At 49.7% G+C, this 6,866-nt stretch carries 5 protein-coding genes; all 5 read right to left on the bottom strand.

Annotated elements, in window-relative coordinates; translation table 11 throughout:
• Nucleotides 1-43 precede the first annotated feature (43 nt).
• Nucleotides 44-883 carry an ATPase gene (locus tag HMPREF2955_RS06785; RefSeq protein ID WP_070722088.1) on the bottom strand — a complete coding sequence of 280 codons (840 nt, stop codon included), beginning with the start codon at nucleotides 881-883 and terminating at the stop codon, nucleotides 44-46.
• A gap of 306 nt (nucleotides 884-1,189) precedes the next feature.
• Nucleotides 1,190-2,389, bottom strand: coding sequence for an acyltransferase family protein (locus tag HMPREF2955_RS06790; RefSeq protein WP_070722091.1), 1,200 nt, complete (start codon nucleotides 2,387-2,389; stop codon nucleotides 1,190-1,192).
• 18 nt (nucleotides 2,390-2,407) lie between these two features.
• The gene (locus HMPREF2955_RS06795) at nucleotides 2,408-3,658 is read right to left on the bottom strand and encodes an exo-beta-N-acetylmuramidase NamZ family protein (RefSeq protein ID WP_070722093.1); all 1,251 of its coding nucleotides are present in this window, start codon (nucleotides 3,656-3,658) and stop codon (nucleotides 2,408-2,410) included.
• Nucleotides 3,648-5,012 carry an MFS transporter gene (locus HMPREF2955_RS06800; RefSeq protein WP_070722095.1) on the bottom strand — a complete coding sequence of 455 codons (1,365 nt, stop codon included), beginning with the start codon at nucleotides 5,010-5,012 and terminating at the stop codon, nucleotides 3,648-3,650. Before HMPREF2955_RS06800 ends, HMPREF2955_RS06795 begins: the two co-directional genes overlap by 11 nt.
• A gap of 240 nt (nucleotides 5,013-5,252) precedes the next feature.
• Nucleotides 5,253-6,665: a glycosyltransferase family 2 protein gene (locus HMPREF2955_RS06805; RefSeq protein WP_070722097.1), complete on the bottom strand. Its 1,413-nt coding sequence runs from the start codon at nucleotides 6,663-6,665 to the stop codon at nucleotides 5,253-5,255.
• Between the last annotated feature and the right edge of the window lie 201 nt (nucleotides 6,666-6,866).

Here is a 6,866-nt window from a genome sequence, read left to right on the forward strand (position 1 = left end):
ATACTACTCCCCCTTTCCCCTTGGAGAGGGGCTGGGGGTGAGGCTATGAATGATATTCCACCAATCCTTCCATCGGACTTTTCATTATCCGCCCCAAGGTTACGCCCAATATCTGTGCTGCCTCGGCCACCTCGTTGCGATAAACATCTGCAATAGAGCCGATGCAGTGCATGGCGTACGTGTTGTAATCGTACTGCATCACGTTGCGACGAATAAACGATTTGAAAGCGTTAACCAACAATTGGTGCACGGCAGGGTGCTCGCGATGGCGCGAAAGGAACGGACTGAAACCGGCAAGGAACCTACTGGGGAAGGGTTGGCGATAAACATGGTCGATGATGTCGGCCATACTGGTATCGTGTTCTTCGAAGAACGCCGCCTTCAAGTCGCCGGGGAACTGGTTTTTAAGAATGTCGCCCACCAGCCTTTTGCCTAGGTTCGCCCCGCTACCTTCATCGCCAAGGATGAAACCTAGTGCGGGAACGTTGAACGAAATGCCCTTGCCGTCGTAGAAACAAGAGTTTGAACCTGTGCCCAAGATGCAGGCAATGCCCGGCTGGTGGCCGCAAAGGGCACGGGCAGCAGCCAAGAGATCGGAGTTTACCTCAATGTCTTTTGCATCGGGAAAGCAACGTTCAAGGCTTTCCTTTACTAGTGGCGACTTCTCTGGTGTGCATCCTGCGCCATAGAAATACACAGCGGTGGGCTGTTCGTTGGGCAGTTGGGGCAAGAGGTTTTGGCGTATCTCGTCTTCCATTTGGTCTTGCGTCTGAAAGAAAGGGTTCATCCCCTTGGTTTCGTAGCACGCTTGTTGCTGTCCGTTTTGCACCACGCACCAGTCTGTTTTGGTAGAGCCGCTATCGGCAATGAGTATATATTGCATAAGATTATATTTTTATTGTTTACGAGTTGACGAGTTTACAAGTTGACTAGTTAACTAGTTGATGAATTGACAATTTTACGAGTTGGCGAGTTACAAGCTGATGAGTTAATGGGACGTAGCCATCTTTTCATTCTTTCACCCTTTCACCTTTTGATAGGCTACAAGCATCTTGTAGTGTTAGTACAAGCATCTTGTAGTGTCAGTACAAGCATCTTGTAGTGTCAGTACAAGGGTCTTGTAGTGCCAGTACAAGCCACTTTGTATGGCACTTGTTGCACATAATCATAACCTCTGAATTGCAACTTATCACAACTTAATATATATTTTCCGCTTGTATAGCTGATAACCAATAACCCAATTGAGGGCGATAAAGAGCAGCGAATAAACCAGCGAACCGCCGTATTCGCCGAAGACGGGGGACAACAACTGCGAGTAGACAAAGCCAACGACATTCATCTGCTTGTCGCCAACGGGGAAAGTGAATGCGCCGAAGACAATGGCGAAGAAGTCGCTCAGCACGAAAAGGAAGAGCGGATTGACGCCGAACACCTCGAAAAACTTGCTCCACGACTTCTTACCCTTAACGTCGATAATCCATGTTAGCAGGGCTAAGAGCATGGAGGCCAATCCGCAGGTAACCAATACGAAGGTGGGCGACCACACTTTCTTGTTGATGGGGCAACCATAGCTAAGCAAATAGCCCGCGAAGAGCAACGACGTACCCACAACGAACAGCGGAATAACCTTGGTGAGGGTGATGTTGGTGCGTGCATCAAGCTGTTGTGCGCCTGCATCTGCCTTGCGGAAAAGCAAGCTGCCAATGATAAAGCCCAACAGCGTGTGCGCTATCGAGGGCAGTGTGCTTAGCAAACCTTCGGGGTCTATGCCGTTGTCGTGATACATGTGGGCATCGGTAAGCACGGCACGGTCGGCAATCGAGAGGATGTTCGTCTCGTCGTAGGCGAACCCGTTGCCTGCCATCAGTATCACAAAATAGGTTAACAGCAGACCTACAATGATGTAGGGCAAGTGCTTATGCCGCACGGTGATGGCCAACAACGCCGTTATGCCGTAACAAATGGCCAGTCGTGCAAGCACGCCCGTTAAGCGAATTTTGTCGAACGACCATACCATGTACCACAATTGGGAGAAGAAATCGGCCCCTTCTTGTGGACTGTTCCAGCGGTAGCAGAACTTGGCAAACCAACCAATGGCCAAGCCTACGAGGTAGATTAGCACCATACGCTTGACTATCTTGTACACGGTGGCGCGGTTGCAAGTAAAGTCGAACTTGCGCATGGCGATGTAAATGCACATCCCCATCACACACATAAAGAAGGGAAAGACAAGGTCGGTGGGTGTCAGTCCGTTCCATTCGGCATGTTCAAGCGGTGCATACATGTAACTCCAACTGCCTGGATTGTTCACGGTTATCATGCCCGCGATGGTCAATCCGCGCAAAATATCGATGGATAAAATCCTACTAGTGGTCTTATTCTTTTCCATAGGTAGGGTGTTTGGGGGTTATTTATATAGGTAATACTTCTTTGAAAGCGCGCGGAATGAGGCCACATCCTTATCCCAAAACGGTTTAAGGTCGGCCCAACGGTTGTGCAGGCTCATCTTGATGCGCACCTGTTTAGAGCCCGAAACCTTATCGAACATGTCGAAACGCTTGGCATCGGCGTTCGCCAAAACCGCATGTTTGGGGTAAAGGCGCGCCACTTCTTCCATGAAAACGAACTGCATGGGCGTTAGTTCAACGCGTTGAAAGTTGGTGATGTGCATCTGAACGCCCTGCAACAGTTCGCCCTTGCCCACGCTATAAAAGGGTTTGAGGTAGATGGGACGAAAGGTAACGCCCGGCATTTGGTGGGCGTTCATGGCGTCGGCAAGCTGCACGGCATCTATCCAAGGTGCGGCAAACATCTGGAAAGGAATGGTATATCCCACGCCGATAGACACGTATCCCAGTTCGCCAAGAATGCCGCTAGTGGGATAATAGTAAGCGGTTACGGCCTGTGGGATGTGTGGCGACGAGGCAATCCATTGCAAACCCGTGTCGGCATAGCCCATTGCGCGTTTCCAATTCTTCATCTTCACCACCGTTAGCTTGCAGCGAACGCCGCCTTTGAGCATGCCTTCATCGTTGAGCATGCGTGCCAATTCGCCGCAGGTCAGTCCGTATATATAAGGTATCTTAAACTGACTGACGAACGACATGCAGTCGTCGTCGGTGATATTTCCCTCTATTTTCAGTCCGCCAAGTGGGTTAGGACGGTCTAACACCACAAATTCCTTATCGTTTTCGGCCGCAGCCTCCATAGCCAAGCCCATCGTACTGATGAATGTAAACGAGCGACAACCGATGTCTTGGATGTCGTACACCAGCACATCAACGTCTTTTAGCATCTCGGGTGTTGGCTTTCGGGTCTTGCCGTAGAGCGAAAACACGGGCAGTCCCGTCTTTGCATCGCGCGCCGTTTCCACCTTATCGCCCGCATGTATGTCGCCGCGCACGCCGTGTTCAGGTCCATACAAAGCCACGAGGTTTACGCCAGTGGCGGCTTTCAGCACATCAACAGTAGACACAAGGTTGGCATTTACGCCCGTGGGATTGGTTATCAGCCCCACGCGTTTGCCCTGCAAACACTTAAAATGCTGCTGCGTAAGCACGTCGATACCCGTCAGCACGGTTTTCTTTGCCCACGTTTCGAGGGGAAAGAAAACCGTTGCGAGTGCCAAAGCGATGGCAAAAAGGGTTTTATTTTTCATCTTTCGTTGTTCGTTTACGTCCGTATTCGGGGTTCACCTTGATGGTTAGCGTAACGCCCACCGTGGCAATACAGCAGGCGATAACCATCCAGAAGAAGTGTTCGTAGCCCAATAATTCTTGCAGATAGCCTGCCGCCATGCCCGGAATCATCATGCTGGCGGCCATGAAAGCGGTGCAAATGGCATAGTGGGCGGTTTTAAATTCGCCTTCGGAGAAGTACATCATGTAGAGCATGTAGGCCGTAAAGCCGAACCCATAACCAAACTGTTCGATGGCTACGCACACGCTAATTGTCGTCAGCGAGCTGGGCATGGCCATACTTAGGTACACAAAGGTGAAACAGGGCAGCGTCATGCAGGCCGCCATTGGCCAAAGACTTTTCTTCAATCCCCAACGAGAGGCGGCCATTCCACCGATTATTCCGCCCACGGTGAGGAAGATAACGCCAATAGTTCCATATACAAAGCCCACATTCTCGGTACTTAATCCCAATCCGCCATTGGCGCGTGTGTCGAGTAAGAAGGGACTAACCATCTTGAGCAAGAACGCCTCGGGCAGTCGATATAGCAACATAAAGACGATGGCCAGCAACACACCGGGTTTCTTAAAGTAAAGACTGAAGGTGCGTGCAAACTCATCGAATATTTCTTCTGTCGTGCTCCGTTTGCGCGTTTCCTTGCCCGCAGGGTTCTCTGCATCTTTCTCAGCATCTTCCTTTGCACGCGGAACAAAGAACGTATGATAGATAGTAATGCAGCTAAACATCACGGCTGTGATGGCCATCGTAATGGTCCAAGCCCACGGAATGTTGCCCGTTCGGGTTTCTAACACGCCTGCAATGTACACCAACACGCCTTGTCCGAAGATGGATGACAGGCGATAGAAGGTGCTTCGAATACCAACGAAGAACGATTGTTGCTGCTGATTGAGGGCGAGCATGTAGAAACCGTCGGCCGCTATGTCGTGGGTGGCCGATGCAAAGGCCGTTATCACGAAGAGTATCAGCGTGAAGGTGAAGAGACTAACGGGCGTGGCCGTGGCCGAAATCACTTCGGGCGAGGGGTGAGGGATGGAGAATGTGAGCAAGATGAAGGCTATGCTCATCACGATTTGCATCATGATAATCCACCAACGCTTGGTGCGCAGGATGTCTACAAAGGGACTCCACAAAGGCTTTATCACCCAAGGGAAGTAAATAAGGCTGGTGAAGAGGGCCATCTCTCCATTAGGTACGCCCATGCGCGTGAACAAAATAACCGAGATATTGTTCACAATGAAGTAAGGAATGCCTTCTGCAAAGTAGAGTGTGGGTATCCAAAGCCACGGGTTTATATTCTTTGTTACATTCTTCATTTTGCTGATATTGCTTCGTTATATTGCTTTCGCTACTTTGTTTACGCAAATTTTCGCTTGCATCGAGATGTGTTGGTACTTGCGATTTGAAAGTTCAAGCTTGTGGTTAGGCACTTAATTTGCCGACCACATCTTTTACCTTGCCATCCGCCCTGCCCTCTCTGTGAAGACGGCAGGCGGATTAATGCAAGGATGTTTTCCTGTAATTCTTTTTATCTTAGTACCTAATTATTGTCTTTTTTAGCGCTGTTTGTTTAGTGCAATTCGCGCCTCCAACTCCCAAGTTCTTATTCTGTCCTTGTACAAGTTGTTGGCGTTTACTTTCTCGATGCTCAGTGCGGCGTCGGAGTTTCCACCCCAACGGCGACACAAATAGAGCACATCATAAATGCGTCCGATTTGATAATGGCGCGAAATGTTTAGTCCCATGGCGTAATCTTCGCCATAACTGGTATTGGGCAAGCCTATCGAACGCAACACTGGTGTATAGAAAGCGCGGGGCGCACCCAGTCCGTTGATGCGCAAAGCGTTGTTTCGGCCGTTGTCGGGTGTCCACTCTTTATGGTCGATAACGCCAGGGGGAAGTTCGTTCAGGTCAAAGTCGGTCATCATATACGAACCAATCACCATCGCGCACTTTTGCTCGTAGAAGGCATCGACGATGGTTTGCAGCGTATGCTCGTCCTTATAAAGGTCGTCGCTGTCTAGCTGAACGGCGAATTTTCCGCAGTGTTTGGAGTTCACGCCATAGTTCCAACAGCCGCCAATGCCCAAGTCGTTGCGTTCGGGAACGAGGTGTACCACGCGCCCATCGGCCTTAAATGTGTCGATAGCCTCGGTTGTTCCGTCGGTGCTATGGTTGTCTATAACGATGAGGTTGAACTTAAACTTGGTCTGTTGTTTCAATACCGACTCGATGGCAGCACCGATAGTAGCCGCCCTATTGCGCACGGGGATAATCACCGATGCCTCAACTTCAAACTCGCCTTGGCTGAAATCAATGTCTTTGAAATGGGGTTCAAGGTATCCGCCAATCTCTTTCAGATGCTGCGTACATGCCTTTTCCATCTCAATTTGTCGGTCGCGGTTACGTGGGTCAACATAATCAAACTGTTTTTCGCCACTCTTTCTGTTGTCTTCCTCAACCTCGCTGTACAAGTATTCGTTGGCGTGCACCAGCGCATAGCGTTGACTTAGTTTCAGCCGTAGGTCGTAAAGGCCAGCGTGTTGGTAACTCTCTGTCATGCGTTGCACGCTTTCTTTCAAGGCTGCTGCATCGAAGAAGAGCACCGAACCGAAGTCGAAATCATCTCTTAACGAACCTTTTTGGTAGTCGATAACGGGCGCCTTAACCAGTTCGCCACCCTTTACTTGGTAATGGTCGGCATAAACTAGGCCTGCATTCGTGTCTTGCGCAATCTGCAAAAGACGCTCTAAGGCCATGTAACCCAACTCTAACGTGGTGGTTTTGGTATAAACCAAGGCATAATCGGCATTGCTCTCGGCGGCTATTCGGCGGATGGTTTCCGACTTAAACACAGGTTCGTCAAGGCAAACAACCTTGTCTACCAACTGCGAATCGCGCAAGGCCGACAAGGTTTTGCCTGCCTGCGACTCATCTATATAAGGTACGAAACAAGTTATTTTCTTCATATCGTTGTTATTTATTAGTTTACGAGTTCTGCAGGGAAGTTAAGGAGTTAAGGAGTTAGGGAGTTAAGCCAAATGCTTGGTGGCAGAGTGGACGATAATCCTTGTCAACCCGTTAACTTGTCAACTAACATCCTAGTTAAGGAGTTAAGCCAAATGCTTTGGTGGCGTAGCCATTTTTTCACCCTTTCACCCTTTCACCCT

Origin of the sequence: Prevotella sp. HMSC073D09 (assembly GCF_001814145.1) — a bacterium.
GTDB lineage: Bacteria > Bacteroidota > Bacteroidia > Bacteroidales > Bacteroidaceae > Prevotella > Prevotella conceptionensis.

Bases quoted from the DNA above. Each gene is read 5' to 3' on its own strand.
- HMPREF2955_RS06805 (WP_070722097.1), bottom strand. From the start codon at position 6,665: ATGAAGAAAATAACTTGTTTCGTACCTTATATAGATGAGTCGCAGGCA.
- HMPREF2955_RS06795 (WP_070722093.1), bottom strand. From the start codon at position 3,658: ATGAAAAATAAAACCCTTTTTGCCATCGCTTTGGCACTCGCAACGGTT.
- HMPREF2955_RS06800 (WP_070722095.1), bottom strand. From the start codon at position 5,012: ATGAAGAATGTAACAAAGAATATAAACCCGTGGCTTTGGATACCCACA.
- HMPREF2955_RS06785 (WP_070722088.1), bottom strand. From the start codon at position 883: ATGCAATATATACTCATTGCCGATAGCGGCTCTACCAAAACAGACTGG.
- HMPREF2955_RS06790 (WP_070722091.1), bottom strand. From the start codon at position 2,389: ATGGAAAAGAATAAGACCACTAGTAGGATTTTATCCATCGATATTTTG.